This is a genomic window from Streptomyces varsoviensis, from assembly GCF_000718635.1.
Taxonomy (GTDB): Bacteria; Actinomycetota; Actinomycetes; order Streptomycetales; family Streptomycetaceae; genus Streptomyces; species Streptomyces varsoviensis.
This window is the reverse complement of the sequence record NZ_JOBF01000011.1, coordinates 166,648-191,882: the sequence shown is the minus strand read 5'-3', so window position 1 is coordinate 191,882 and position 25,235 is coordinate 166,648. Positions and strand designations below refer to the sequence as shown.

Below are 25,235 nucleotides of genomic sequence, written 5' to 3'. Positions count from 1 at the left end.
CGTCGGCAGTCGGCCCCCCTACGACCGTCCCGACGCGCGCTCCCGTCCCGTACCCGCCGCCCTCGCCAGTCGGCGACGGTTACCGCTCCGGTCGGTCCGTCCTCGGCGCGCGCGTCAGCCGGGCCGGGTCGGCCGCCGCCACCGCCGCCTCGCGGTCCAGCCGCCACCCCCGCTCGTACGCCGCGTCGAAGGCCGCCTCCCCCAGCGCGGCCCGCCCCCGGCGGCTGAGGTCGCGGATCTGACGGTCCGTACGGTCGTACGCGCCGCGCAGCCGGGACGCGGCGCCGAGCAGGACGGCGGCCTCGCCGTGGCGCCCGTACGCGGTCGCGAGCGCGGCCCCGATCACCGCCGCCATCGACAGGATCGGCATGTCCCCGGTCGCCAGCGCCGCCGCGTACGCCTGGGTCAGCGCCTCCTCCGCGCCGGCCAGGTCGCCGAGTTCCAGGCGGAGCGCGGCCCGCACCCTGCCGAGCAGGGCTCGCGCGTGGCCGCCGGGGAACAGGGCGTCGCCGGGCAGGCCGCGTTCGGCGCGGTCGAGCAGTTCGCGCGCGCGGTCCAGGTCGCCGAGGCCCACGCGGAACTGGGCCTCCCAGGCGTCGACCAGGGTCAGCATCTCCGGCACGTTCGCGCGCGGCGCCTGCTCGCGGGCCGCGCCGAGCGTCGCGGCCGCGAGGTCGGTGTCGCCGCGCCGCAGGTACAGGTCGATCCAGCGCAAGTGGCCGAAGACCTGGTCGCTGAGGCTGAGCGAGCCGAACTCGCCCTCCAGCGACCGGGTCTCACGCAGATCGGCGAGCGCGCCGTCGAGGTCGCCGTCGTACTGCCGTAGCTGGGCGCGCATCGGCAGCACGTTGGCGCGGCCCCAGTGGTCGCCGGCCTGCCGGAAGCGGGTCAGGGCCGCCTCCACGTCGGTCCGGGTCCGGTCGAGGTCGCCGGCGTTCTCGGCGAACCGGGCCCGGGACATATGGGCCAGCCCGGACAGCCATACGTCGTCGCCGTCGACCAGGCGCTCGATGAACGCGGGCACGGTCCGCTCCGCCCGCAGGAACGCGAACGGCAGCGCGATGAGCGCGCCGTACGGGCCGGGCAGCTCCGGGTCCGCGAGCAGCCGGCCGGCCAGCCCGTCGATCTCGGCCCGGTCGGCGGCGGCCTCCGCGGCGCTCGTCTCCCGGCGGGGCGCGAGCCGGTTGAGCAGACGCATGGCGCGGGCGCAGTCGCGGGCGCGCGACGGCTCCCCGCCGGGCACCGCCAGCGCCTCGCCCAGCCAGTAGGCCGCGTCGGAGTGCAGGTCGAACATCTGCCAGTACCAGCACAGGTCCAGGGCGAGGGCGAGGGCGCCCGTGGCATCGCCGGTGTCGCACCGCCGGCGCAGGGCGGCGAGCGTGTTGTCGTACTCGGCTCTCACGGCACGCATGGCGGCCGGCTGGCCGGGCCCGCGCAGCCGCGGCTCGTGCCGGGCCACCAGCGCGGCGAAGTAGTCGCCGGCCAGGTCCCGTACGGCCGCGAGGCGGCCCGTCGCGGCCAGCCGGTCGGCGCCGTACTCGCGCAGGGTCTCCAGCATGCGGTAGCGGCCGGGCTCGGGGGCGAGGTGCAGCAGCGACCGGTCGACGAGTCCGGCGAGCAGTTCGGGGACGTCGGCGGGCGGCACGCCGGTACCGGCGCAGAGCGCGGCGGCCGAGGCGGCGGTGACGCCGCCGGGCAGCACCGAGACGCGTTCGGCGACCGTACGCTCGTACGCGCCGAGCAGGTCCCAGCTCCAGGCGATGACGGCGCGCAGCGTACGGTGCCGGGGCAGCGCGGTGCGGCTGCCGGTGGTGAGCAGCCGGAACCGGTCGGAGAGCCCGTCGGCCAGTTCGGGCAGCGACAGGGTCCGCAGCCGGGCCGCGGCCAGTTCCAGGGCCAGCGGCAGCCCGTCCAGCCCGCGGACCACCCGCCGCACCTCGGGCAGCGTCGCCTCGTCGACCATGAAGCCGGGGCGTACGGCCGCGGCCCGCTCGGTGAACAGCCGCACGGCCGCCGCCTGTCGTGCTCGCTCGACGCCGTCGTCCGGGCCGGGCAGCGCGAGCGGGCCGAGCGGTACGAGCACCTCGCCGTCGACGGCGAGCGGTTCGCGGCTGGTGGCGAGGACGCTCAGCCCTGGGCAGCGCGCGAGCAGCGCCGCGACCAGGTGCGCCACGGCGTCGATCAGATGCTCGCAGTTGTCGACGAGCAGCAGGCTCTCCCTGCCGCCGAGCCGGTCCGCGAGCACATCCAGCTCGTCCCCCTCCCCGCGCGCCCGCCCGTCGAACATCCCGCCCCCGCGCAGCCCGACCCCCGCCAGCACGGCCGCCCCGACCTTCGCGGGCTCCGCGACCGAGGCGAGGTCGATCATCCAGGCCCCGTCCCGGTACGCACGCCGACGGCCGCGCGCCGCCTCGACCGCGAGGCGGGTCTTCCCGGCGCCGCCGGGCCCGAGGACCGTCACGAGCCGCCCGGCCGCGAGCAGCGCGTCGATCCGCGCGAGATCGTCATCGCGGCCGATGAGGCGGGTCAGGGGGGCGGGGAGGTTGCCCCGGGGGACGTGCGGCGTCGGGGCGTCGCTCGTCGTGGTCCGGGAGGCGTCGGCGGCCGGGGCGGGGCGTCCGCCTTTGGGGGCCGGGGTCGGCTGTCCGCCGCGCAGCAGGCTCAGGTGGCGTTGGCGGAGGGCGGTGCCGGGGTCGGCGCCGAGGGTGTCGGTGAGGGTTTCGCGGAACCGTTCGTACAGGGCGAGGGCGTCGGCCTGGCGGCCCTGGGCGGCGAGGGCGTCCATGAGGAGCGCGGCGGCGCGCTCGTGGACGGGGTGCTCGGCGAGCAGGGCGGTCAGCCGGGCGGCGGCCGCGTCGGCGCGGCCGAGGGACAGTTCGGCGTCGGCGAGGTCGGCGGCGGCCTCGGCCGAGGCGTGGGCCAGCCGGGTCGCGGCGGTGGGCGCCACGGCCGCGACGGCCGCGGGCTCGGCTCCGCAACGGTCGCCCCACAGGGCCACGGCCTCGCCGAGCACGGCCGCCGCGGCGTGGGCGTCGCCGGCGCGCAGGCGTTCGCGGCCGCCGGCGGCGAGCTGTTCGAACCGCAGGGCGTCCACGTCGGCCGCCGCCACGTCCAACCGGTAGCCGCCCGCGGCCCGCGTGACCGCGTCGGCCGCGCCGAGGGCCCGGCGCAGCCGGGAGACGAGGGCCTGAAGGGCGTGGGCGGGTCCGGCCGGCGGGCCCTCGGGCCAGATCGCGTCGACGAGGACGCCCGGCTCGACCGTACGCCCGCCGGCGAGCGCCAGCCGTACGAGCAGCCCTCGCAGCCGCGCGCCCCGGACGGGCAGGGCGGCAGCCCCGCGGGATGCCTGGCAGGCCCCGAGCAGTGTGACGCGAAGCCGCGTGTCCCCGTCCATCCCTCGATCTTCGCGCGCGGGGCGGCGAGCCCCAAATTTGGTCGGCGGCCCGCCCGTACGGGGTCCGTACAGGCGGCGTGCGAGCCGCTGTCAGCTTGACGTGAGCCCGCTGGAGCCTGATGTGAGCGGCCGGCGGCGCACGGCGTGCCGCTGTCAGCGCCGTGTGTGCCCCGTGTGAGCGCCCAGCGCCAGTCTCCGAGCCGTACGACATCCCGAAGAGGACCGGCCGGAGCACACCGGTGACCTCGAAACCGCACTCGCCTCCGCAGAGGAGCACCATCACCATGACCAGCCCCGTGACGATCATCGGCGCCGGACTCGGCGGCCTCACACTGGCCCGCGTCCTGCACGTCCACGGCATCCCGGCCACCGTCTACGAGGCGGAGGCGTCCGCGTCGGCCCGTACGCAGGGCGGAATGCTCGACATCCACGACTACAACGGCCAACTCGCCCTGCGAGCAGCGCACTTGACGGAGGAGTTCCGCGACATCATCCTGGAAGGACGCCAGGCGATGCGCATCCTCGACCGCAGCGGAAAGGTTCTGCTCGACAAGGCGGACGACGGTACGGGCGGCCGCCCCGAGGTGCAGCGCGGCGAGCTGCGGCGGATTCTCCTCGCATCGCTCCCGGCCGGTACGGTCCAGTGGGGCCACAAGGTCGACGAGGCCCGCGCCCTCGGCGACGGCCGGCACGAGGTGGTCTTCGCCGACGGCTCCACCGTCACCACGAGCCTGCTCGTCGGAGCGGACGGCGCGTGGTCACGGGTCCGGCCGCTGCTCTCCGCCGCCGAACCCGTATACATCGGAATGTCCTTCGTGGAGACGTATCTCTACGACGCCGACACCCGTCATCCCGCCCTCGCGAAAGCGGTGGGCGACGGGACGATGCTCGCGCTCGACCCCGGCGGGCAGGAAATCCACGCACACCGGGAAGCAGGCGGAACGCTGCACGTCTATATCGTCCTGTCGAAGCCGCTGGAATGGTTCGCCGACATCGATTTCGACGACATCGATCTCGCCGGCGCCGGGGCGGCGACCGCGCGCATAGCGGCCGAATTCGACGGCTGGGCGCCGGAACTCACCGCGCTGATCACCGAAAGCGATACCGCGCCGGTTCTCCGCCCCCACAACGCGCTGCCGGGCGAGCACCGTTGGGACCGCGTCCCAGGGGTCACCCTGCTCGGGGACGCGGCCCATTTGGCGGCGCAGGACGGCGAGGGCGCCAACTTCGCCATGCTGGACGCCGCCGAACTCGCCCAGTCCCTCGCCGCGCACCCCGACGACGCCGAGACGGCGCTCGCCGAATACGAGCGGGTGATGTTCGCCCGTAGCGCCGCGGCGGCGGCCGAAGCGGCGGCGATGAGCGACGCCACGCCGCAGGACGCGATCGATTTCTTCACCCAGGACGAGCGGACCCGATGAGCCGCACATTGCCGCGCCGGGGCGCACCCGCGCATTCGCTCCCCGATATCACGCACCACACGCATCGCACGCACACACCGCACGCACCTATTCACACGCTGTCGTGACTCTTCAGAGAGGATTTTCTCTTGCATGACGTAACGATCGTGGGCGCCGGCCCGGTCGGTCTCTTCCTGGCCTGCGAACTCGGCCTCGCGGGCTGCTCCGTTCTGGTGCTCGAACGGGACGCGGAGCCCCGCTCCCCGTGGAAAGCGGATCCGCTCGGGAATCGGGGCCTGACCGCCGCGTCGATGGAAGCGTTCCACCGCCGCGGGCTCTTGCGCCCGCTGCGGACGGCGTCGGGCGTCGACGAGGCTCCCGGCGACGGCCGCGGCACAGACCTCGACCCGCCGCCTCCCCCGCGCACCGCCCGCCGCTTCGCCGGTCACTTCGCCGGCATGATGCTCGACCCGGCCGCCATCGACGACGCGGCGCTCCCCTTCCGGCTGCCCGGCCCGGCGGCGCAGGGCATGATGACGCGGCTCGAAGCAGTCGAGGCGGTGCTGTCCGAGCGGGCGGCCCGGCTCGGCGTACGGATCAGGCGCGGCGCCCCGGTCTCGGCCATCTCCCAGGACGACGAGGGCGTGACCGTACGGGCCGGTGAGAGGGACTACGCGGCGCGGTGGCTCGTCGGCTGCGACGGCGGACGCAGCACGGTGCGCGGGCTCGCGGGCTTCGCGTTCACGGGCACCGAACCACAGTTCACCGGCTATGTCATGCTCGCCACCATCGCCGACCCCGGGCAACTGCGCCCCGGCTTCCACCTGACGCCGACGGGCATGTACATACGGGCGTTCACGGAGGGATATGTCGCCATGCTGGACTGCGACGGCGGCGCTTTCGATCGCTCGCGGCAGCCGACGCGCGAACACCTCCAGGCCGTTCTGCGCCGGATATCCGGCACCGATGTGACGCTGAGCGATATCCAGCTCGCCTCCACTTTCACCGATCGCGCGATGCAGGCGACGGATTACCGGCGGGGCCGCGTACTACTCGCGGGCGACGCCGCGCACATTCACTCACCGCTCGGCGGGCAGGGGCTCAATCTCGGCCTCGGCGACGCGATGAACCTGGGGTGGAAACTGGCCGCGACCGTACGAGGGGACGCGCCGGACGGACTGCTCGACACGTATGCCCGCGAGCGCCTTCCGGTCGGCGCGGAGGTGCTCGACTGGACGCGCGCCCAGGCCGTGTCCATGCGGCCGGACCCGCACGGCCAGGCGATCCAGGGCGTGCTGCGCGACCTGCTCCGGACTCGCGACGGCACGACCTACGCGTACCAGCGGATTTCGGGGTACTCCCATCGCTACGACCTCGGCGGCGACCACCCGTTGGTCGGCCGCGACGTCCCGGACCTCCGTCTGGAGGACGGCACCCGCGTCGGTGATCTGATGCGGGACGGGCGGGCCGTCGTCCTGGATTTCAGCGCCGGACACGCCCTGCACGATTCAGCGATGGGCTGGAAGAGCCGGCTGCGGTACGTAGCCGGGTCGGCGAGGAACGAGCTCGGGGTGGCCGCCGTGTTCGTCCGGCCTGACGGCGCGGTCGCCTGGGTGGGAGAACACGACCCCGGCCATGAGGATTTCGAGCGGGCCGCCGGCCGCTGGCTCGGTGCCCCGGACAACTGAATCGGCCCCCTTTTCCACGGCACATGGCCACGAGTGAAATTCCCTATCCGCCGTCCACCACTGAACATCCGCGACTCTGAACTCCGCGGCTGAACCCCGCGACTGAACTCCGCAGCCGAGAGAAGGAACCACCCAGATGACGATCACCATCCGCCCGGGCAGCACCGTGATGTTCACCGGCGATTCGATCACCGACTGCCAACGGCTGGACAGCGAGGACGGCCTCGGATTCGGCTATCCGCTCCACATCGCGGGCCAGTGGGGCCTGCGCCACCCGGACCGGCCGGTGGCCTGGCTGAACTCCGGGGTCGCGGGCGACAAGGTGATGGATCTCGAAGCGCGGTGGCAGAAGGACGTGCTCGACGCGCGCCCGGACGTGGTGTCGATCCTCGTCGGCATCAACGACGTCGGCTGGCACACCTACGCCCCCGACGGCTATGTGATCTCCGCGGAGGAGTACGCGGCGGGTTATGCCCGTCTGCTGGCCCCCCTCGCCGAGTCCGGGGCCGACCTGATCCTCATCGAACCGTTCCTCCTGCCGATCCCCCGCGTCCTGAAAGTCGTCGACGCGCAGGTCGGCATCGAGGTCCAGAAGGAGTGGCGCGCGGACCTCGATCCCAAGATCCAGGCCGTACGGGACCTCGCCCGCGAGTACGGGGCCCACCTCCTGGCCGCCGACGGCCTCTTCGCCGAGCTCGCCGCCCCCACCGGTCCCGAGCCCTGGGCCCCCGACGGCGTCCACCCCACCACCGCCGGCCACGCCGCCCTCGCCGCCGCCTGGCTGCGCCTGGTCGCGTAACGCAGTTCGCGGCGGCGCCGGGCGGCACCGCCGCGTGGTCCGTGGGGCGGTGCCAGGTTCAGCGCCCCGCGGAACCCACCCCTCCCCGCCCGCATCACTCCTGTCGAAGGTGACCCTGCTCATCGGCTCGGAGACGTTCGACTCCGACAGGGTGGACTCCATCATCGGCGACCTCGTCCGCGATCTCCGCTGACAGAGGGGCGGGAAACGGCGTCAAGCGCGGGCGGGCATGTGCCGTTCGAACCAGTCCACGGCGCGGGTCAGGAAGTCCGTCACCGCCGGGAAGGCGCGTACGCCGTGCCCCTCCTCCGGATAGATCACCAGCGTCGACTCGACGCCGCGCGCCCGTAGCGCCTGGTGGAACTCGCGGGCCTGGCCGGGAGGCGTGCAGCGGTCCTTCGCGCCGGCCACGACGAGGCAGGGCGTCCGCGCGCGGTGGGCGTGGAAGACGGGGCTTCGGGAGAAGGCGGTCGAATCCGGCTGGGTGAGGTCGGCCTTGAGGAAGGAGTTGCCCCATTCGCCGATGTTGCTGGTCAGCGACTGGCTGTACCAGTCGGTCACGGGCGAGATGGGGACGGCCGCCGCGAAGCGGGGGTCCTGGGTGACCAGCCACGCGGACATGAAGCCGCCGTAACTGCCCCCGATGAGCCCCACCCTGGCGGGGTCGACGAACCCGCTCGCCACGAGGTGGTCGATGCCGGAGAGCAGGTCCGCGCTGTCCGCGCCGCCCATGTCGCCGACGACCCGGCCGGCGAAGTCCTGCCCCCGGCCCGCGCTGCCGCGCGGGTTGGGGTTGAGCACGGCGTAGCCGCGCGAGACGAGGAGGGGCACCCAGGGGTAGTTCATGGACCAGGTCTCGCGGAAGGCCCAGACGGGGCCGCCGTGGATGTTGACGACGAGCGGGAACGGCCCGTCGCCCTCCGGCGTGCACAGGACGCCCTCTATCTCCAGCCCGTCCGGCGCAGCCCAGACGACGCGGCGCGCCGTGCCGCCTATGGACCGCAGGTAGTCGGTGCCGGGGTGGGCGACGGAGGCGAGGACGTCGTCGGTGCGGCCGTCGGTCAGGACCAGCCGCTGGGGCAGCTCGTACGACTCCTGCACCGTGAGGACCCGGCCGTCCGCGGTGAAGCTCCCGGCGGGGAAGAACGTGGCTCCGCCGCAGGCGAGCGCGGTGGAGAAGACCTCCCGTACGTGTCCGGTGGCGACGTCCACGATCCCGGCGACGGAGTCGAGGCCGCGCTGGCCCAGGTAGCCCAGCCGCTCCGGTCCGAGCCACTGCAGGCCCGTGACGTCCGTCCCCTCGGTGTCCACGGTCCGAGTGGCCCCCGTGGCCGTGTCGATGAGCACCAGGTCGCCGGCGACGAGCCAGCGGTCGCTGCATACGGCCCGTACGACCGCGGCCGTGCCGCCGTCCGGCGATCCCTTCGCCACGCCGAGCTGCGCCTCGGCGCGGAACAGTTCGCGACAGCTTCCGTCGGCGGCGTCGAGGAGGGTGAGCCCGGCCCCGTACCAGGAGTCCTCGTCCGCGCCGGGCGAGGTCACGGCGGTCACCCGCCCGTCGCCGCACCAGCCCGCCTCCCAGCAGTTCAGCCCCTCGGGCGACAGCCGGCGGAGGTCTCCGGTGTCGGGGGTATACAGCCACAGGCCACGCCGGCCCTGCTCCTCGCCCGTCTCCACGAGCGGCTGCCAGGCCGCGGGGCCGGTCGCGGCCAGTCCGCTCGCGGCCGATTCGCTCCCGGCCGATCCGGTCGCGGCGGATACGGTCGCGGAGCCCTGGCCGCCGGCCAGATCGGCCCCGAGGTCGGCCACGCCGAGCAGGATTCGCCGCCCGTCCGGCGACCAGTGCGCGTACTCGACGCTCCCGGGCACGGCGGGCGCGGCGACGGCCTCGCCGAACCGGTCGGCCCGCATCAAATGGAGCTGGAACCGCCGGGGCGAACCGCGGTCGGAGAGAAAGGCGAGCGTGTCCCCGTCCGGGGAGAAGACGGCCCCCTGAGCCGAGGCCGGCCCCGCGGAAAGGGGCTCGAAGCGGCCGTCCCGGCAGGTGTAGAGGGCGGTGCGGGGCGTGCCGTCGAGCCGGTCGAACACGGCCCCGGTCACGACGGCCCGCCGGCCGTCGGCGGTGACCTGGGGCTCGCGCAGCGCGTGCGGCCTGCCGAACGCCGGTTCGTGCAGTTTCCGCAGATGGTCCTCGACGGCCGCGTAGGAAGCCGTCTGCCGGAGGTCCTTCTCCATCGCTGTCTCCATCGCTGTCTCCTTCGTGAACTGCGGGGTCGATGGGGGGCGTACGGGGCGTCAGCCGAGCACCGTCCCCGTCGTCTCGGACAGCCGTCGCCTGCGGGAGAACGCGCCGAGGCCGATGTCCCGCCCGGTGTGCTCGCAGGTGTGCGTGAGCGGGTGGCTGTCGTGGTCGTGCCCGCCCTCGACGCCGTGCACCAGGGTGGCCATGAGGCGGCCGACCAGCGGGGCGTTCTTGAACTGGTTGCCGCTGGTCCCGATGGCCACGTAGAAGCCGTCGAGGCCGGTTCGGTCGTAGATGGGGGCCCAGTCGTCGCTGACGTCGTACACCCCCGCCACGCCGCGCGGCCGGCCGGGGACCCGCAGGCCGGGCAGGCGCCGGGCGGCGCGCGTCACCTGGGCGCGGAACCGCGAGGCGGTGGGGGCGGGCCGGGCGTCGTCGGGGTCGTCGAGCCATTCCAGCGGGTCGCATTCGGGTTCCGTGCCGCCGACGAGCAGGAAGTCGCGCCCTTCGGGCCGTAGGTAGGTGCCGAGGTCCATGTCGGCGATGACCGGCCCGACCCGCGTCTCCGAACCGGCGCCGCCCCGCCCCTCCGCACCCGCTTCGGCCTCGGCCCCGTCCCGGCGGCCCCCGCCGTGGTAGCCGGGCGGCGCGGCCACATGGTGGACCTCTTGGCGCAGCGGCCGCAGACCGACCGTGAAGTCCGCGCCCACGCCGGCCAGTTGGTTCAGCCGCCCGGACCAGGGGCCGGCCGCGTTGACGACGACGGGCGCCGACAGCTCCGTACCGTCGTGGAGCCGGACGCCGCGCACGCGCCCGCCCTTCCGCACCACCTCGGTCACGCGGGTGTTCCAGAGGAAGGCGGCGCCGTGCCGCCGGGCGGCGGCGGCGAGGTTGGCGGCGGCCAGTTGCGGGTCGCCGACGAACCCGCCGTCCGGCGTGTGGAGCGCGCCGAGCCGGCCGGACGCGTCGGCGAAGAACGCGTCGTCGTCGACGGGCCGGGGCGGCCAGTACCGGCCCGTGTCCACGGCCGGCAGCCGCGCCGCCAGCTCGTCGGCGTCCCACTCCTCGTACGGGACGCCGACCGCGTCGAAGTGCCGGGTGAACAGGGCGCGCGGGGCGAAGTCCACGTCGAGGAGGGCGACTCCGCAGCGGATGTACGAGGCCAGCGGCTCGCCGGCCGGCGCCCCGAGGTGGTCGCGCCACGCCTCCCAGCAGTGCCGGGACTCCCACGCGGCGGTCACTCCCTCGACCGTGGGGTAGGTGAAGCGGACCACCGCGCTGGAGGCGCTGGTGGACCCGTTGCCGGCGCCGCCGAACCGGTCGACGACGGTGACGCGCAGCCCGCTCCGGGCCAGTTCGAGGGCGGTCGAGGCGCCGATCACGCCGGCTCCGACGACGACGGCCTCCGCGGTTGTCGACATCGCTGGGCTCCTTGCTGGTCGCCGGGTCGGACAGCGGGGGTGCGTACGGGAGCGCCGCTCCTCCCCCACGCCCCGCACCGTACGCGGGGCGCCCGGACGCCATCCCGCTACGTGTGTCGCGCGTTCCGCCGCCGAGGCGCGCCGGTTGTCGCGCTCCACGGCCCGGCGCGACGCGCGACCCGCGGCCGGGCCGCGCCCGACCCGTACCCCGGCCCCCGCACAGGAGCGCCGCCTAGCATGATGTGGCCGTGGCAACGGAACTGCAGCGGATGGTCGACGCCCTCGGCGCACGGCTGGAGCGGTCGGTGGCGGTCGACGACCGGCGGCTCCGCCTCCTGGCGCACAGCGCGCATCGCGGCGAGGCCGACGCGGCGCGCGTCGGGTCCATCATGAACCGGAGCGTGCCGGCGGAGCTGGCCGCGCATGTGGCCGCGCAGGGCGCCGCCGACGCCACCGGCCTGTTCACCGTCACCGCGCGGCCGGAGTTCGGCATGGCCGTGGAGCGCTTCGGCATGCCGATCCGGTACGACGGGACGCTGCTCGGCTACGTCTGGCTGACCGCCAACGAGGGTCCGGCGGGGCCCCGCGAGGCCGACGCCCTGCGGGAAGCAGCCGGGCAGGCCGCGCTCATCCTGCACGGGGAACGGCTGCGCCACGAGGTCTCGCGGAGCCGCGAACGGGAACTCGTGCGCGACCTCGTCGCCCCGGACCCGGTGCTCCGGGACGAGGCGGCCCGGATGCTCGTGGAGGAAGACCTCGCCACGGCGGACGGCCGCGTCATCGCCGTGGTCGCCGTCGTGGGCGACCACGGCGAGCCGCTGCGGGAGGACCAGCGGCTCGCCCTGGACCTCGCCGTCGACCACGCCCGCCGCCGGCTCGCGCCGGGGCGCGCCCTCTCCCTGATCCGCCCGGACCACGCGCTGCTGTTCAGCGTCCGCCCCGACACGAGCGACGACGAGGCCGAACGCGGCGCGGAGGAACTGGCGGCCGCGCTCCACGAGCGGCTGCGCGCCGAGCTGCCCGCCGATCCGCCGTCCGCCTGCCGGACCGGTGTCGGCCGGGTCCGGCACCGGCTCGCGGACGCCGCCGCGTCCTACGCGGAGGCGCGGCGGGCGGCGGAGGTGGCGCGGTCCACGGGCAGCGGCGCGCCGGTCACCGCGTACGCGCGCCTGGGCACGTACGCGCTGCTGGCGAAGCTCTCCCCCGCCGAACGGGCCGAGAGCATGCATCCGGGGGTACGCGACCTCCTGCGGTCGCGCTCCGGCCCGGCCGAACTCGCGGACACCCTCCGCGCCTACCTGGACGAGGCCGGCGACGCCCGCCGCACCGCCGCCCGCCTGCACATCCACCGCTCGACCCTCTACAACCGGCTGCACCGCGTGGAGGAGCTGACGGGCCTGTCCCTCTCCCGCGGCGAGGACCGCCTCACCGCCCACCTCACCCTCAAGATCGCCGAACTGGACCGCCCCGTGTGACGAGGGGCCGCCGAGACCCGAACGCCTCCCTGCCCACTCCCCCCACCAGATGATCACGCGGGTAACCGGCGAGTAGCGCTCCGTAAGATTTTGCTGTCGCCGGATGCACGGCGCGGGGCCCGTGAACGCTATGGGTTCCAGAGGGCTCGAAAGCCCTTCGGTGCTGAACGGGGAGGCACTGCCGGTGACAACTGGAGGGGACTCATAAGTCCGTGAATGTTCATCTCGTGCGCGACTGGGCATTGGCCCTGGTCGCGGTGCGCGTGGTCGGCGCTGATATACGGATTCTGCTGCGACGGCTCGCCGCTGTCTCGGTACGGGCGGGGGCGAGCGAGCTGGCGCGCGCCGACGCCCGCGACCGCGGTGGCCGTGGCCGCGGCGGCAGGAGGCCGTGGTGAGCGGCGAGCCCGAGGGCAGCCTCGGCCGACACCCCGGCGTGGTCGCGATTCCCGGCCTGCCCGCCGACTTCCAGGCCTTCCACCAGCTCTACCGCGGCGCCTACGTCCGCTGGGCGGAGTTATACCTCGGCTCCCGGCACGACGCCGAGGAAGCCGTCGACCACGCCTTCGAGCAGCTCTGCGTCCAGTGGCCGCTGGTGCTCAGGCAGCCGGTGGCCGAGGCGTACGCGTGGAAGGTGGTCAAGCACCGCACCATCGACTTCGCGCGGGCCCGCGGCCGGCGCCCCGTCCTCGTCGACTTCGCCGCGTTCGAGACCCACACCCTGCACACGGCCATCGACCCGATCGGCGCGCTCGAAGACTCCCTGGCGCTCTACCAGGCCATCCGCGCCCTGCCCGAACGCCAGCGCGACGTCGTGGTACTGCGCTACAGCCTGGACTACAGCACGGCGGAGACCGCCCGCACCCTCGGGATCACCGAGGCCGGGGTCCGCTCCACCGCCCGGTACGCGCGGCGCAGGCTCCGTCAGGAGCTGGGGCTGCTGGAGGAAGGAGACGACGATGCCCGCCTCGAAGGGTGACCGGGCGCTGGCCGAGAAGCTGGCCGGCGCGCGGCTGCGGTCCGCTCCGTACACGGCGCGGGAGGTCGCGGCCGGCGAGGCCCGGGTGGCCGCGCGCCTCGCCGACCGGCTGCTGCGCGGGGCGCTCTCCTTCGACGACGCCGTGCAGCCCGCGGCCCGGCTGGAGGAGGCGTTCGGCCGGCCGCCGCGCGGCAGCGACCGGGAGCAGGCCGAGGAGCGGCAGATGCGGGAGGCCGCGGAGGATCTGCGGCGGCTGTGCCGGCTGGTGGTCGGCCAGCCCGACGCGCTGCACCAGATGACGATGTTCATCGGCGCGGCCCGGCTCCCGGAACCGGCCGGCGCCCGAGTGCTGGCGTGTGTCCTGCAGTTGGCCGGACGGGAGGACAGCGCCCGCTTCTGGTGGCAGTACGCGGCCGGCGCGGGCGACACCTCCGCCTCGTACTGCCTCTTCCTGCACCACATGACCCTGGCCGAGGTGCACGAGGCCGCCTGGTGGCACGCACAGGTCGACCCGGACGCCCGCACCGGCACGGAGGCCGGAGCCGGCGCCCGTGCCGACGCCGGCGCCGGTGCCGACCGGACGGGGTACCGACGGCGCGGTGTCGCCGACGCGTACGACACCGTCGTCACCTGGGGAATCGACCTGGAGATCGTCATGGACGGCCGGCCGGCCCCCACGGCCACCGAGGCCGTCGTCTGCTACGTCACCAACGCCGTCGAGTACGTCGACGAAGTCGACCTCCCCCTGCCCACCCCCGGCTTCGCCGAACGGATCGAGGAGTTGACCACCACCTGAACCGCCGCGCCGCCCGCCCGTCAGTGGCCGGACAGGCCCTGCATCGACTGGGCGAGCTGTCCGACCGCGGCGACGAGCGGGGTCACCGGCTGCGCGAAGTCGTTGAGCCGGTTCAGGGCGCGCCGCAGCACGGTGGGTTCCGGCTCCGGATCGGCGAGTTCGTCGCGCAGGCGGCGCAGTTCTCTGGTGACGGCCTCCGGGTCGGCGAGTTCCGCGCGGTGCACCGTCATCAAGTCCTCTACGCGCGCGAGGAGTTCGGCCGTACGCTCGGCGTCCTGGGGGTGGAGGGAGACCGAGCCGGCGATCGCCTGGGCGCGGTGGCCGACGGCCTGGTTGCCCACGGTGTGGGTGCCGCCGCTGATGATGAGGCCGTTGTTGACCGAGGGGCTCTGCCCTCGGTCGGCGTTCGACGTGCCGGATGTATCGGGTGCATCGGATGCGTGCGGTGTGTCGGCCATGACGCGGTCCCTTCTACGTTTCGGCGCTTCCGCGCTTCCGCGCTTCCGCGCTTCCGCGCTTCCGCGTTTCCGCGTTTCCGCGCTTCGGCGCTTCCGCGCTTCTGCACGGCGGATTGGATTGGGGGGCGCGGGGCTACGCGGCGGGGCCGCCGGCCGCCATCGCGGCCGGGCCCGGCTGCTGCGGAACGCCCTGCGCGGCCGTAGCGCCCTCGCCGATCGCCTGGTTGCCGACGATGCTCATCCCGCCCTGCTGGATGACGCCCTGGTTGAGGATGGTCTGCTGCTGGGCGCGGAAGTCGGCGGTGTCGTAGCCGTGCGCGTCGAGGAACTCGCGGATGGCGGCGAGCGTGTGGCGCTGCACGAGGGCCAGGACCCGCTCGGCGTCCACGACCTGGAAGTAGTTGTGGTAATTGGGGCTGAGCGCCATCTCCCGGATGCTCACCCGGGCGCCGAAGTCATAGCCCGGGTCCTGCTCCATGGCCAGGAGTTCGTCCGCCATCCGCCGGTTGTGGCGGGTCTCGAACCCCGCGCGCCGGGCGGAGCGGGACGGCGCGGCGACGAGCGCCCGGCCCGTGTGCCGCAGGGCGTTCATCCACAGCCCCCGCCGCGCGTCGTCGGTGAGCGGGCCGCGCATCCGGTCCACGGCGTGGTAGGCGGCGTGGACCGGGCCGAGCACGTGGTTGTCGATGCGCAGATGGAGCGTCTGGCCCGCGGTGGAGAAGTGCAGGAACACGCTCGGCACCACGTCACCGCCCCACAACGGCACGTGGACCGCCAGATAGTGGCGGACCGTGCCGGTCGGGCGGAGCAGGATCTGCTCGGTCTCCTCGGCGGACAGCCGGGCGACGGGGGCGAGCGCGCCCGTGATGAACCGCTCGTCGTCGGCGACGGTCGTGCCGTTGGCGAAGACGCGGTCCTCGATGACGAGGGTGCTGAGGAGCGAGGGCTCGTCGGGTACGGGCGCCGCGTGGGCCGACCCGTTGGTCATCGCCCCGGCCGTCGCCTCGGCCGACGCCCCGGCCGCCGCCTCCGTCGGCCCGTCGGACGTGCCGTGGGCGGCGACCGCTTGGAGCCGTTCCCGTACGTGGCCGACGAGTTCGGCGGCGGTGAACGGCCGTGGTTCGGCGGGGCGGGTCCGCATCCCCGGGTGGCCCTCGGCGGGGAGGAGCGGCACGGTGAGCGGCCACTTGGAGCTCGTCGCCGCGTAGCCGATCCAGGGGTTGTATCCGCTGTAGAGGGTGACGTTCCCGTCCCGGGCGTCGGCGATGGCCGCGATCCGCTCGTCGATCCACTGCGCGTGGGGCGGCGCGTGGTGGCTCGGGGCGGGGTGCGGCCGCTGGGCGTACGCCTCGCGGGTCATGGTGGTGCGCAGCAGCCGGTCGACGGCGAGGTCGTGGCCCACGACCGTCATGTACGCGAAGGTCACCGCGGCGAGGCAGGCGAGGGCGGCCGGCACTCCGGCCAGGTAGGCGCCGAGCAGCCAGCACGGGAAGCCGGTCACGGGCAGCGCCGCGACGACGACGCCGAAGTAGAGGGCGAGGAGCACCACGACCCCGGCCGCGGTGGCCGCGCGCACCCCGGCCCTGCTGTCGGGCTGGCGCAGGCCCCGGGTGGCCAGGCTCGGCTGCGTACCCATGCCGCGGGTGATGCGGAGGAACATGACGGCGAGGGCCAGCCACAGCGGCGCGACGAGTCCGACGAGGGCGAAGGCCGCCGTCAGGCGCAGATCGCGGCCGCGGTAGTACTCCTGGGCCGCGAGGCAGTGGCGTACCACCGCCTCCAGGTCGACGTCGGGCGAGGGGGCGACGGCGCTGGCCTCGTCGGCCAGGACCTCCTCCACCACTCGCTGGGCGAAGTCCTCATCGAGGTAGGCCGCGGCGCACAGGTAGCGAGTGACGTCGCCTGGTGTGCTGCCGACCGGCATGGCGGCTTGCACCGTCTTCATGTCGGACTTCCCTTCCTTCTCGCGATCCATGAAGACCTCGCGGTGTCGATGTCGGTGGAGGTGACGCGGGCCCGCTCGCCCGACCCGGCAGGACCAGCAGGACCAGCAGGACCGGCAGAGCCGGCGGACAGCAGCGCGAGCAGCCCTCCGGCCAGCAGGCCGAAGACGAGGCCCGAGCCCGTGACGCCGGCCAGGAGCCGGCCGGCGTACCAGATGTCCGTGTCGGTGGGCGGCAGGAAGAGCATGGGCGCGGCCCACCAGAGCAGGTTCGCGAGCTCCGCGGCCAGGATGGCTCCGGCGACGCGGCGGGCCCATCCCGGCATACGGGCCGGGAGCCGCGACGGGAGGGTGGCGACCCCCGCGAACAGCAGCAGGGTCCAGAGGCCGTTCGTGAACATATAGCCGACGCCGCCGTAGAAGCGGGGAGAAGACTCCCAGGCCGGGCCGCCCGCCGCCAGCAGCAGGAACTTGGTCCAGGCGCCGTCGTGGGGGTGCTGTCCGGCGTACTCGACGTAGTAGTGGAGGCGCGGGCGCTGCACCCAGGGGCTGCCGGTCACGGTCAGCAGGGCGAGCAGCAGGAGGCGGCCGCGCAGGACCGCCGGCACGCTTGGCACCCGCTGTTGGAACGACACCACCATCCAGCTCCCCCGTACCCGCCCGTCCCGCCGTACTGGCGGCAGCGGCGGCACTCTATGGCGGTTACGGCTGCAACGGCCGCGAATCCACAGGGGCTGTAATCCGTACGGGGGAAATGCGCCCCGAGCGGACCGGCGAGGTTGACGGTCCGGCGAGATCGACGGTTCGGCGAGATCGGCGAGATCGGCGAAGAGGGCGGGGCGCGCGGCTCAGCGCGGGGCGAACGCGCGGATGAAGGTGTGCACCCCGTCGATCATGATCTGGCGGATGCGCAGCGGGTCGGCGTTGGCGGGGACCGGCTGACGCTCGTAGGCGAGCAGGACGGTCAGCGCGAAGAACTGGGTGGCGGTCATCCGCGGATCGTCCGTGTCCAGGAGCCCGGCGTCCGCGAAGTGGGCGACGCGCTCCGTGAACGCCTCCTCGACCGCCGCCGTCGCGATGTCGTCCTCGGTCAGCGGCGTTCGCAGGCGTTCCTGCGCGACGAGGGCGAATCCGGCGGCGTAGTCGGCCGAGCCGACGATCGTGGTGCCGAGTTCGATGGCGAGGGCGGTGAGGGCCTGCTCCAGCCGCGGCACCGTCGTGATGTCCGCGTCCCGCGGGAGGTGCTGGTCGAGCGCGCGGCGCGCGGTGGCCGAGAGCGACTGGGAGACGTCGGCGAGGATGGCGACGAAGAGGCTCCGCTTGTCGCCGAAGTAGTCGTACACGGTGCGCTTCGACACGCCGGCCCGGGCCGCGATGGCGTCCATGCTGACGCGGTCCACCCCCTGGCGTACGAAGAGGTCGCGGGCGGCGCCGATGATGGCCTTCCGCTTCTCCGCCGACCCTTCGCGCACCGTCTTCTCCGGGGTCGCGGCCTTCTCCGTACCCGCAGCGCTCATCGCCACCTCCGCGGGAAGCCTACACCGTGCAGTGCAGTTGCCCCCGGCCCGACGGGGCCGCGCCCTTACGCGCGTACGGCCACGTACGCACGTAAGGCCCCGTACGCGCGTGAGGGCGCGCGGAACCGTCGAGCGAGCGTCCCCGGGCGCCGTCCCACAGGCCCGTCGTCAGCGGTCACCGCCGAGGGCCGCCGGCGTCATGCCGAGGCGTCGCATGACGAAGGCGAGCCAATAGGCGGTGTGGAGGACGGCTTCGGAGCGGCCGGAGGCCATGCCGTGGCCGACGCCCTCCCAGACGCGGACGAGAGCGGGCGTGTCCGGGCCGGCGGCGGCCTGGACGCGGGCGACGGTCTTGCGGATCTGGCCGGGAGGACAGGCGGAGTCGACGGCTCCGGCGTGGACGTAGAACCACGGGTAGCTCGGGGCGGTCCCGTCGACCAGTTGGTAGGCCGACATCGACGCGAGGTGGCGGACCGCTTCGGGGGTCTCGAAGCCGCCGCCGAACTCGTGCGGGACGGCGAATCGGCCGTACGGGTCCCGGCCGCTGCCCACCAGGTCGAGGATCGGGCACTGGGCGACGACGGCCGCCCACAGGTCGGGGCGCTGGGCGAAGACGGCGCCCGCCATGATGCCGCCGTTGCTCCAGCCGGTGACCGCGAGCCGGTCGGTGGTGGTGACGCCGGTGGCCAGGAGGTGTTCGGCGATGGCGTACAGGTCGTCGAAGCTGGTCTGCTTCCTGCCCTGCCGGCCGGCGTCGGCCCAGTCGGACCCCAGGTCGGCGCCGCCCCGCTGGTGGGAGATGACGAGCGCCCCGCCGGAGGCGACGAACGCGGCCGACGGGCCGGGGTACTGGGCGGGCCAGGCGACGCGGCCGCCGCCGTACGCGGTGATCAGCGTGGGCAGCGGCTCCGCGCCGTCGGCGCCGTGCGGGAGGACGAGGTGGTACGGGACCCGGGTGCCGTCGCGGGACTCGGCCCAGCGCAGCGACACCTCGGCCCCCGGCAGGGTCACGCGCGGCGCCCGTACGGTCTCCACGCGCCCCGATCCCAGGCGGTAGCGGTACAGGCCCGGCGAGGAGAGCGGGGTCGAGTAGAGGAAGACGAATTCGTCCGGGTGGCCGTCGGGCGTCAGGGCGTTGTGCGGCAGCGCGTCGTTGGGAAAGGCGCCCGCGCCGGACAGCGGCACTTCCTCCAGCTCGGTGCCGTCGCGGTCGAAGACCCAGGCCCTGGCCTCGGTGTCCACGGAGCCGGTGACCACGAGCCGGCCGCCGATCAGGCGCACATGGCCCAGCACGCGGTCGGATTCCGGCACGATCTCCTGCCAGCCGGCCGGGTCGCTCGGGTCGGGGCTGTCGAAGGCGATGGCGATCACGCGGCCCCGGGGCGCGTCGTGGTTGGTGACGGCGAGGTACCGGTCGCCGTCGATCACGCCCAGCACGGTCGCGTCGACGCCCTGGACGAAGGGCCGCCAGGCGCGTCCGGGGAGTTCGCAGACGTAGCGCGGCAGGGCCCACACGCTGGTGGCGACCGCGTACCGGCCCGCGGGGTCGACCTGGACGAGGGGCACGTCGGGGGCGTCCACCGGCTCCGGGACCGTCGCCGCGGCGGCGCCGACGCGGTGGTAGTAGACGGGGAAGGCGTACTGCTCGCCCGCGGGGTCCGCGGCGGTGTAGAAGAACCCGGCGCTGTCGGGCGTCCACTGCGGGACGACCAGCGGGCCGTGGGAGCGGTGCGGGATGTCGTCGGGCAGCCGGTCCCCCGAGTCGGCGTCGTAGAGGCGGATCTCACCGAGTTCGCCGCCGTCCGCGGTGACGCCGACGGCGAACGTCCGGCCGTCGGGGGCGGGCGCGAGCCAGAAGACGTGCTGGATGCCGTTGGCCCGGGGGTCGAGCAGGACCCGGCCCTCCTCCTCCAGGGTGTCGGCGACGATGACCGCGGCGGCCTCCGGGTAGGCCGGGCCGTCGGCGCCGCCGGGCCGCCCCAGCCGGAACCAGCGCCCGCCCGCGAACTGGGGGGTGGGATCGACCATCCAGTTGGGCGAGCCGGTGCCGTCGGCGGCGCACTGCCCGACGAGTTCCCGCAGCCGCTCGAAGTGCGGCGTGTCGCGCACGAGTTGATCGGTGAGGAGGTTCTGGGCCCGCTGCCAGGCCGCCGTCTCGTCGGTCTCCTCCTCCAGCCACCGGTAGGGGTCGGGGTAGTCGATCCCGGCGACGACCTCCCGCTCGTCCTCGACGCGGGTGGCAGGGTAGGTCAGCGGTCGCTTCATCGTTCGGTGCGCCTTCTGTCTCTCATCGATGCGTCGCGGCGCCCCCACACGCGCCCCGGCCCCGCCCCACGCGCCTCGCCCCCACCGGCCCGCGGTACGGACCACGCCCTGGTACGCCCCGGGGTGCCGCTTCTCTCTCCTCCGGCCACGCTACGCAGCCCCCGGAGCCGCAGTCCCTCGACAGATGCCGCGCCTTCCCGCGGCGCGGATCGTCAGGTGTCCTGCCCGAGCGGGCCGCGGCTGTCCTGCCCGAGCGGGCTGCGGCCCGGCCTCCCGTGCCAGCCAACCCGCTCACCCGGCGCTCGGCCCCACCGCCTCCGCCAGGGCGGTCGCACCCCTGCGGGCACCGGGCGAGTGGCCCGTGACGCGCTTGAAGGCGCGGCTGAAAGCGGCCTGGGAGGTGTAGCCGAGGCGCAGCGCCACGGACTGGATCGACAGCGTGTCCTGGGCCAGCCACTGCCCGGCGAGCAGCATCCGCAGCTCCGTCGCGTACCGCAGCGGCGGCACGCCGATCGTGGCCTGGAACCGGTCGGCGAAGACGGACCGGGAGACGTTGCACTCGGCCGCCAGTTCCGCGACGGTCCAGTGGCGGCCGGGCTCCCGGTGCAGGGCCAGGATGGCGCGGGCCAGGCGCGGGTCGCGCAGGGCGGCGACGAGGCCGGAGCTGCTGTCGCAGCCGCATTCGATCCAGCCCCGTACGATCATGGCCGCCGCCACTTCGGCCAGCCGGGCGAGGATGCCGGCGAACCCCACGCGGGCGGAGCCGAGTTCGCGCCGCATGGACGCGAGAATCGGCATGAGCCCCGGGTAGCGCTTTCCCACGGCATTGACCAGCATGATCTCGGGCATGAGCTGGCTGAGCCCCTGCATTCCGCCGAGGTCGAACTCCATGGAGCCGGTGAAGAAGATCGCGCTGGGCGCGGGGTCGGTGCTCGGGCAGGCGTCCACGGCGCAGACGGCGTTGCTGAGGGGGACGGCCGCGAAACTCTCTATGCCGCGGGCCGGTATATCCGGCCCGGAGAGCAGTTGATGGCCCTGGCCGTGCGGCATGAATACGGCGTTGCCGGCCGCGAGTTCGTGGAGAGTCCCGTCCTGGGTGCGCAGGACGGCGGAGCCGACGGCGAGGAAGTGGAAATAGGCGCGTCCGGGTTTGGCGTCGAAGGTGACGCCGAATCGCGGGCCCGCTTGGACGCGGCGGTAGCGGACGCCGCGCAGCCGCATGCTGGTCAGCAACTCGCTGATGAGGTCGGACGACAGGGCGAACCGCCCCCCGGACTCATCGAGCCCGCAGACCTCTCCGGGCGCCCCGGGTTCGTCGGCTCCTCCGGCTTTCTCGGTTCCGCCGCCCCCCTCCCCCGGAGCCTCGATCAAAGATTGCAGACTTTCTGTCATAGCTCATCCTGAAGTTCGCGTGCAGGCTTGACCTGAACTTTTCATGCGATTCGAGGGAAGTAAACCGTTGAGCAGCGATGTGTGCGACACCGCACCCGATACCGACTCCGGAACGGCGGCCGACGCGGAACAGATACCGCCGGAACCCGCGTCATCGGCATGGGCGGCGGTGTTCTCGCTGGCGGTGGGGGTTTTCGCATTGCTGACGGCGGAATACCTGCCGGCCAGCCTGCTGACCCCGATGGCCGCCGATCTGGGAATATCGGAAGCCCTCGCGGGACAGGCGGTGACGGTCACGGCGGTGGCCGCGATGCTGTCCGGACTGCTGACGGCGAGCCTGACCCGGCGGATCGACCGCCGATACGTACTGCTCGGCTTCACCGTCTTGTTGATCGTCTCCAATCTGCTGGTCGCCGTGGCCTCCAATATGGCCATGTTGATGGTGATGCGGATTCTGCTGGGCGTCGCGCTCGGCGGTTTCTGGAGCATGGCGGCGGCCGTGGCGATGCGCCTGGTGCCCGCGGCCCTGGTGCCGCGGGCCGTGTCGATCATCTTCAGCGGGATCGCGGTGGCGACCATCGTGGCGGTGCCGCTCGGCAGCTACCTCGGCGACCTCTCCGGCTGGCGCAACACGTTCCTGGCAGCCGCCGGGCTCGGCGTGGTGACGCTGTTGTTCCAATGGTTCACGCTGCCCCGCATGGCGCCCCATGGAACGGCGCGGCTGGGCACTTTGTGGGAGGTATTGCGGCGCCCCGGTTTCGGGGTGGGAATTGTCGGGATGCTGCTGGTGCACATCGGGCACTACGCACTGTTCACCTATATCCGGCCCGCCCTGGAAAACATCATGTCGGTCGACGCCGACAAACTGGCGCTGCTGCTTTTCGTCTTCGGCGTCGCCAATTTCGTCGGCACGCTGGCGGCCGGCTGGCTGCTGCAGATCAGCCTGCGCCTGACGCTGACCCTGACGCCGGTGCTGATGGGCGCCGCGGCCCTGGGCCTGGCTCTGCTCCCCGCCGGGCAGGTCGGCTACGTGGCCCTCGTGATCCTCTGGGGCCTGGCCTTCGGCGGCGTGTCCGTGGCGTGGTCGAACTGGGCGACCCGCATGGTCCCCGACCAGGCGGAGAGCGCCGGCGGCCTCGTGGTCGTCGGCGTCCAGTCCGCCATCGCCGGCGGAGCCGCCGCGGGCGGCGTGATGTTCGGCCTCGGCGGCACCGTCACCGTCTTCACCATTTCCGGCGCCATACTGCTCGCCTCCGCCTTGCTGATCGTCCTACGCGTCAGGTCTCCCCGCGCCCCACAGACGGCGGCGGAAAGCGCGTAGGCCAGTCGGGCGGCCGGGCGGTCAGGCGGTCGGGCTCGGACAGCCTGAGCGCCGGTGGCCAGGGGGCGCGCGCCGCATCAGCCCCCGCCCGCCCGCGTACGCCCTGCCCGTACGAGACCGCGGCCCCTACCGTGACGGCGAACGGCAGGAGGTACCAGGTGGAGCGAGGGAGTAGCGGTGGCAGTGACCGTGACCGATGACGCGCCGGCGCGGCTGGCGGAAGGGCTGCTCAGGCGGATCGGCGAGCGGCTGCGACGGCCGGTGCCCGAGCCGTATGCGGACGTTCTGCGGGCCGTGCCGCGCCACCTCTTCCTCCCGGAGCGGGTGTGGGTGCGGGACGGGAGCGGCGGCTACCGGTCGGTCGACCGGCGGGTGGACGCGGAGGGGTGGCTGGCGGCGGCCTATGACGACGCGCCACTGGTCACCCAGTTCCGGACCACCGACGACGGGGCCCGTATCCCGTCGTCGTCGGCGTCCATGCCGTCGATGGTCGTCCGGGCTCTCGAACTGGCCGCTCTCGACGACGGGATGCGAGTTCTGGAGATCGGTACGGGCACCGGGTTCAACACGGCGCTGCTGTGCGCGCGATTGGGCGCGGATCGGGTGACGACCGTCGAGATCGATCCCGGCCTGTACGCCGAGGCCGGGCGCAACCTGGCGGCCGCCGGGTTCGCGCCCCGCCGCGTCCTGGGGGACGGGGCCGAGGGCGAGCCGGGCGGCGGTCCGTACGAGCGGGTTCTGGCGACCTGCTCGGTGCGGGCCGTGCCGCCCGCGTGGCCGGCTCAGACCGCCCCGTACGGCCGCATCGTCACTCCGTGGGACAGCCCTTGGTGCTGCTACGGCACCCTGACCCTGACCCGGCGCCCGGACGGCACCGCCTCCGGGCCGTTCACCGCCTTCGGCTCGTACATGGTCCTGCGCGGCCAGCACACCGACGCCGCCCTCGACCGCGGCCTCCCGCGCGCGGGAGAGGTTCCGGAGGAGACGCGTACGGCGCTCTCGCCGTGGGCGGTGGCCGGCGGAGACCTCGACGCCGAGTTCCACCTCGGCGTCACCGTTCCCGGCGCCTGGTTCTCCTGGGACAGCGCACCTGCGGCGGACGCGGTGCACACCCGGCTGTGGGTCGCCGACACCGAGTCGACGTCCTGGGCGAGCGTCGACTACGACGGGCGCGACGCCGCGTCCTTCCGGGTCCGTCAGCACGGCCCGCGCCGCCTGTGGCACGAGATCGAGGCCGCCTACGGGGCCTGGGACCGGCTCGATCGTCCCACGATCGGCCATCACACCCTGACCATGACCCCCTCGGGAGCGAGCACCATCACCACCGACCGGCCCGCCGAGCTCGTACGCCGCGGTGACCTGGGCCCGTAGCCCAGTCCCTGGGCCGAGGTCCGGCGCGTGCGGGTGGCCCGAGTTGCCCGGCCCGGGGCGGCGACTATCTTCGGAGAGGAGCAGATGTTCCTATTTGCCCGTTCTCGTCTTGAATCCGACGTCCGACGTGAGTCCGCCGTGAGACTGCCGGGGTCGCCGGAGCGACGGGAGACGGCTGCCGGAGAGGCGCGTCATGGCCGAGGAATTGTTCATGAAAGAGGCGGTGCGCCTCGCGATGGAGTCGGTGGTGAACGGCTGGGGCGGGCCGTTCGGCGCGGTGATCACCCGTGACGACGAGATCATCGCCCGCGGTCAGAACCGGGTCCTGCTGACCGGCGACCCCACGGCACACGGCGAGGTGGAAGCCATCCGCAAGGCGATTCAGGTCCTGAACCCGAAGGCGCCGTCGATCGCGGTGGAGCACCGGAACAAGAGCACGCTGAAGCTCGTCCGGCGCGACCCCAACTCCCAGGACCCGGAGCCGTGGCGGGCCAGGATGCTCAAGGGCTGCGAGATCTACACCAGCGGTCAGCCGTGCCCGATGTGCATGAGCGCCATCTACTGGTCCCGGTTCGACGCCGTCTACTTCAGCCGGGACCTGAAGGCCACCCAGGAGATCGGGTTCAGCGACGAGTTCCAGTACGAGGACTTCAAGAAGCCGATCCATGAACGGAGCATCCGCATGGAGCACTTCTGTCCCGAACTCGGCAAACCCGCGTACAAGGCATGGAAGAAGAGGCCCGAGAAGCACCCCTACTAGACGCCGAACGGGACC

The 25,235-nt window shown here is 73.7% G+C and carries 20 protein-coding genes; 11 read left to right on the top strand and 9 right to left on the bottom strand.

Annotated features, from left to right (window positions below):
* Positions 1–79: 79 nt before the first annotated feature.
* Positions 80–3,394, bottom strand: a complete 3,315-nt coding sequence (locus tag IF55_RS17165) for an AfsR/SARP family transcriptional regulator (RefSeq protein WP_030877071.1) — start codon at positions 3,392–3,394, stop codon at positions 80–82.
* A gap of 284 nt (positions 3,395–3,678) precedes the next feature.
* On the opposite strand from IF55_RS17165, the gene IF55_RS17160 reads away from it, so the two are divergent.
* From IF55_RS17160 to IF55_RS39425, 4 genes are all read left to right on the top strand, one after another.
* On the top strand, positions 3,679–4,815 hold the full coding sequence (locus IF55_RS17160; RefSeq protein ID WP_030877073.1) for an FAD-dependent oxidoreductase: 1,137 nt from the start codon (positions 3,679–3,681) through the stop codon (positions 4,813–4,815).
* Between the two features lie 128 nt (positions 4,816–4,943).
* On the top strand, positions 4,944–6,482 hold the full coding sequence (locus IF55_RS17155) for an FAD-dependent oxidoreductase (RefSeq protein WP_030877076.1): 1,539 nt from the start codon (positions 4,944–4,946) through the stop codon (positions 6,480–6,482).
* Positions 6,483–6,618: 136 nt separating this feature from the next.
* A complete protein-coding gene (locus IF55_RS17150; RefSeq protein WP_030877079.1) occupies positions 6,619–7,281 on the top strand; it encodes an SGNH/GDSL hydrolase family protein in 663 nt (220 codons plus the stop codon).
* 49 nt (positions 7,282–7,330) lie between these two features.
* Positions 7,331–7,474: a hypothetical protein gene (locus IF55_RS39425; protein ID WP_157854275.1), complete on the top strand. Its 144-nt coding sequence runs from the start codon at positions 7,331–7,333 to the stop codon at positions 7,472–7,474.
* 20 nt (positions 7,475–7,494) lie between these two features.
* On the opposite strand, the gene IF55_RS17145 is transcribed toward IF55_RS39425, so the two are convergent.
* Together IF55_RS17145 and IF55_RS17140 are read right to left on the bottom strand one after the other, a co-directional pair.
* Positions 7,495–9,528 (bottom strand): S9 family peptidase, encoded by a 2,034-nt coding sequence (locus IF55_RS17145; RefSeq protein ID WP_245661232.1) that lies wholly within the window; start codon positions 9,526–9,528, stop codon positions 7,495–7,497.
* Positions 9,529–9,576: 48 nt separating this feature from the next.
* Positions 9,577–10,944, bottom strand: coding sequence for an NAD(P)/FAD-dependent oxidoreductase (locus tag IF55_RS17140; protein ID WP_030877083.1), 1,368 nt, complete (start codon positions 10,942–10,944; stop codon positions 9,577–9,579).
* A 248-nt stretch (positions 10,945–11,192) separates the two neighbouring features.
* Between IF55_RS17140 and IF55_RS17135 the strand changes: the two genes are divergently transcribed.
* The 4 genes from IF55_RS17135 (at position 11,193) to IF55_RS17125 (ending at position 14,194) form a co-directional block, all read left to right on the top strand.
* Positions 11,193–12,419, top strand: coding sequence for a PucR family transcriptional regulator (locus IF55_RS17135; protein ID WP_157854276.1), 1,227 nt, complete (start codon positions 11,193–11,195; stop codon positions 12,417–12,419).
* A 212-nt stretch (positions 12,420–12,631) separates the two neighbouring features.
* Entirely contained in the window at positions 12,632–12,817 is a 186-nt protein-coding gene (locus IF55_RS38620) for a hypothetical protein (RefSeq protein WP_106980412.1), read from the top strand.
* Positions 12,814–13,398, top strand: coding sequence for an RNA polymerase sigma factor (locus IF55_RS17130; RefSeq protein WP_030877088.1), 585 nt, complete (start codon positions 12,814–12,816; stop codon positions 13,396–13,398). Before IF55_RS38620 ends, IF55_RS17130 begins: the two co-directional genes overlap by 4 nt.
* A complete protein-coding gene (locus IF55_RS17125; protein ID WP_030877090.1) occupies positions 13,379–14,194 on the top strand; it encodes a hypothetical protein in 816 nt (271 codons plus the stop codon). The genes IF55_RS17130 and IF55_RS17125 overlap by 20 nt, the downstream gene beginning before the upstream one ends.
* Before the next feature lie 20 nt (positions 14,195–14,214).
* On the opposite strand, the gene IF55_RS17120 is transcribed toward IF55_RS17125, so the two are convergent.
* From IF55_RS17120 to IF55_RS17100, 6 genes are all read right to left on the bottom strand, one after another.
* The gene (locus IF55_RS17120; RefSeq protein WP_048832082.1) at positions 14,215–14,652 is read right to left on the bottom strand and encodes a hypothetical protein; all 438 of its coding nucleotides are present in this window, start codon (positions 14,650–14,652) and stop codon (positions 14,215–14,217) included.
* Between the two features lie 133 nt (positions 14,653–14,785).
* Entirely contained in the window at positions 14,786–16,597 is a 1,812-nt protein-coding gene (locus IF55_RS17115) for a hypothetical protein (protein WP_245661231.1), read from the bottom strand.
* Positions 16,594–17,229, bottom strand: coding sequence for a hypothetical protein (locus IF55_RS40665; protein WP_245661230.1), 636 nt, complete (start codon positions 17,227–17,229; stop codon positions 16,594–16,596). Before IF55_RS40665 ends, IF55_RS17115 begins: the two co-directional genes overlap by 4 nt.
* 213 nt (positions 17,230–17,442) lie before the next feature.
* Positions 17,443–18,111 (bottom strand): TetR/AcrR family transcriptional regulator, encoded by a 669-nt coding sequence (locus IF55_RS17110; RefSeq protein WP_048832081.1) that lies wholly within the window; start codon positions 18,109–18,111, stop codon positions 17,443–17,445.
* A gap of 168 nt (positions 18,112–18,279) precedes the next feature.
* Entirely contained in the window at positions 18,280–20,376 is a 2,097-nt protein-coding gene (locus IF55_RS17105; protein WP_030877102.1) for a prolyl oligopeptidase family serine peptidase, read from the bottom strand.
* A gap of 291 nt (positions 20,377–20,667) precedes the next feature.
* Positions 20,668–21,768, bottom strand: coding sequence for an AraC family transcriptional regulator (locus IF55_RS17100; RefSeq protein WP_030877105.1), 1,101 nt, complete (start codon positions 21,766–21,768; stop codon positions 20,668–20,670).
* Between the two features lie 67 nt (positions 21,769–21,835).
* On the opposite strand from IF55_RS17100, the gene IF55_RS17095 reads away from it, so the two are divergent.
* The 3 genes from IF55_RS17095 (at position 21,836) to IF55_RS17085 (ending at position 25,220) form a co-directional block, all read left to right on the top strand.
* The gene (locus tag IF55_RS17095; protein ID WP_030877107.1) at positions 21,836–23,089 is read left to right on the top strand and encodes an MFS transporter; all 1,254 of its coding nucleotides are present in this window, start codon (positions 21,836–21,838) and stop codon (positions 23,087–23,089) included.
* A 177-nt stretch (positions 23,090–23,266) separates the two neighbouring features.
* Complete coding sequence (locus IF55_RS17090; protein WP_245661229.1) at positions 23,267–24,460, top strand: methyltransferase domain-containing protein; 1,194 nt, start codon at positions 23,267–23,269, stop codon at positions 24,458–24,460.
* Between the two features lie 193 nt (positions 24,461–24,653).
* Positions 24,654–25,220 carry a nucleoside deaminase gene (locus IF55_RS17085; protein WP_030877113.1) on the top strand — a complete coding sequence of 189 codons (567 nt, stop codon included), beginning with the start codon at positions 24,654–24,656 and terminating at the stop codon, positions 25,218–25,220.
* Positions 25,221–25,235: the final 15 nt, after the last annotated feature.

Excerpts from the sequence above, each read along its gene's own strand:
- IF55_RS17165 (WP_030877071.1), bottom strand. The coding sequence starts at position 3,394 with ATGGACGGGGACACGCGGCTTCGCGTCACACTGCTCGGGGCCTGCCAG.
- IF55_RS17160 (WP_030877073.1), top strand. The coding sequence starts at position 3,679 with ATGACCAGCCCCGTGACGATCATCGGCGCCGGACTCGGCGGCCTCACA.
- IF55_RS17150 (WP_030877079.1), top strand. The coding sequence starts at position 6,619 with ATGACGATCACCATCCGCCCGGGCAGCACCGTGATGTTCACCGGCGAT.
- IF55_RS17145 (WP_245661232.1), bottom strand. The coding sequence starts at position 9,528 with ATGGAGACAGCGATGGAGAAGGACCTCCGGCAGACGGCTTCCTACGCG.
- IF55_RS17140 (WP_030877083.1), bottom strand. The coding sequence starts at position 10,944 with ATGTCGACAACCGCGGAGGCCGTCGTCGTCGGAGCCGGCGTGATCGGC.
- IF55_RS17125 (WP_030877090.1), top strand. The coding sequence starts at position 13,379 with ATGCCCGCCTCGAAGGGTGACCGGGCGCTGGCCGAGAAGCTGGCCGGC.
- IF55_RS17120 (WP_048832082.1), bottom strand. The coding sequence starts at position 14,652 with ATGGCCGACACACCGCACGCATCCGATGCACCCGATACATCCGGCACG.
- IF55_RS17115 (WP_245661231.1), bottom strand. The coding sequence starts at position 16,597 with ATGAAGACGGTGCAAGCCGCCATGCCGGTCGGCAGCACACCAGGCGAC.
- IF55_RS17110 (WP_048832081.1), bottom strand. The coding sequence starts at position 18,111 with ATGAGCGCTGCGGGTACGGAGAAGGCCGCGACCCCGGAGAAGACGGTG.
- IF55_RS17105 (WP_030877102.1), bottom strand. The coding sequence starts at position 20,376 with ATGAAGCGACCGCTGACCTACCCTGCCACCCGCGTCGAGGACGAGCGG.
- IF55_RS17100 (WP_030877105.1), bottom strand. The coding sequence starts at position 21,768 with ATGACAGAAAGTCTGCAATCTTTGATCGAGGCTCCGGGGGAGGGGGGC.
- IF55_RS17085 (WP_030877113.1), top strand. The coding sequence starts at position 24,654 with ATGGCCGAGGAATTGTTCATGAAAGAGGCGGTGCGCCTCGCGATGGAG.